This is a genomic window from Vibrio sp. 2134-1 (assembly GCF_033339495.1).
In genome coordinates this window covers 1-714 of the sequence record NZ_JAWOUS010000404.1, presented here as the reverse complement: position 1 = coordinate 714, position 714 = coordinate 1, and the positions used below count along the sequence as shown (strand labels likewise).

General features: G+C 47.3%; 1 protein-coding gene. It reads left to right on the top strand.

The window, feature by feature from the left end:
- Nucleotides 1-690, top strand: a 690-nt coding sequence (locus tag R7R78_RS26270; RefSeq protein WP_225474630.1) for an MIP/aquaporin family protein, incomplete at its 5' end; no start/stop codon positions are given.
- Between the last annotated feature and the right edge of the window lie 24 nt (nt 691-714).

Genomic DNA, 714 nt, shown 5'->3' with positions numbered 1-714 from the left:
ATCGCGATCTACTGTACTGCCGGCGTTTCAGGCGCACACATCAACCCAGCCGTGACCATTGCATTAGCGATGTTTCATGGTTTCGATAAAGCGAAAGTGGTTCCGTACATCATCGCTCAGATGTTAGGTGCATTTTTCTCTGCCGCTTTGGTTTACAGCTTGTACAGCAACCTTTTCACCGATTACGAAATCGCACACAACTTTGTACGTAGCAGCCAAGACGCCCTTGCAACGGCTGGTATTTTCTCAACTTACCCACACGCTTCTCTTTCTTTCTTTGGCGCATTTGCTGTGGAATTCGTCATTACAGCTGTATTAATGTTTGCCATTTTGGCTCTGGGTGATGAAAACAACGGTGCCGCTCGTGGCGCGATGAACCCATTATTGATTGGTATTCTGATTGCGGTTATTGGTGGTTCTCTTGGTCCACTAACTGGCTTTGCGATGAACCCAGCTCGTGACTTTGGCCCTAAACTGTTCGCGTACTTTGCAGGTTGGGATTACGCACTGACCGGCGCTAAAGACATCCCTTACTTTATCGTTCCCCTTCTTGCTCCTATTGCGGGTGCTTGCTTTGGTGGTTGGTTATATCCAAAAGCGATCGCGGCATACCTCCCTCGCCAAGGTCACGGTTGTACCATTCCAAACCAATGTGATACTGAAGAAGAAACAGAACAAGCTCGAGCTTAACAGCTTGCCAATTACTAAAATATA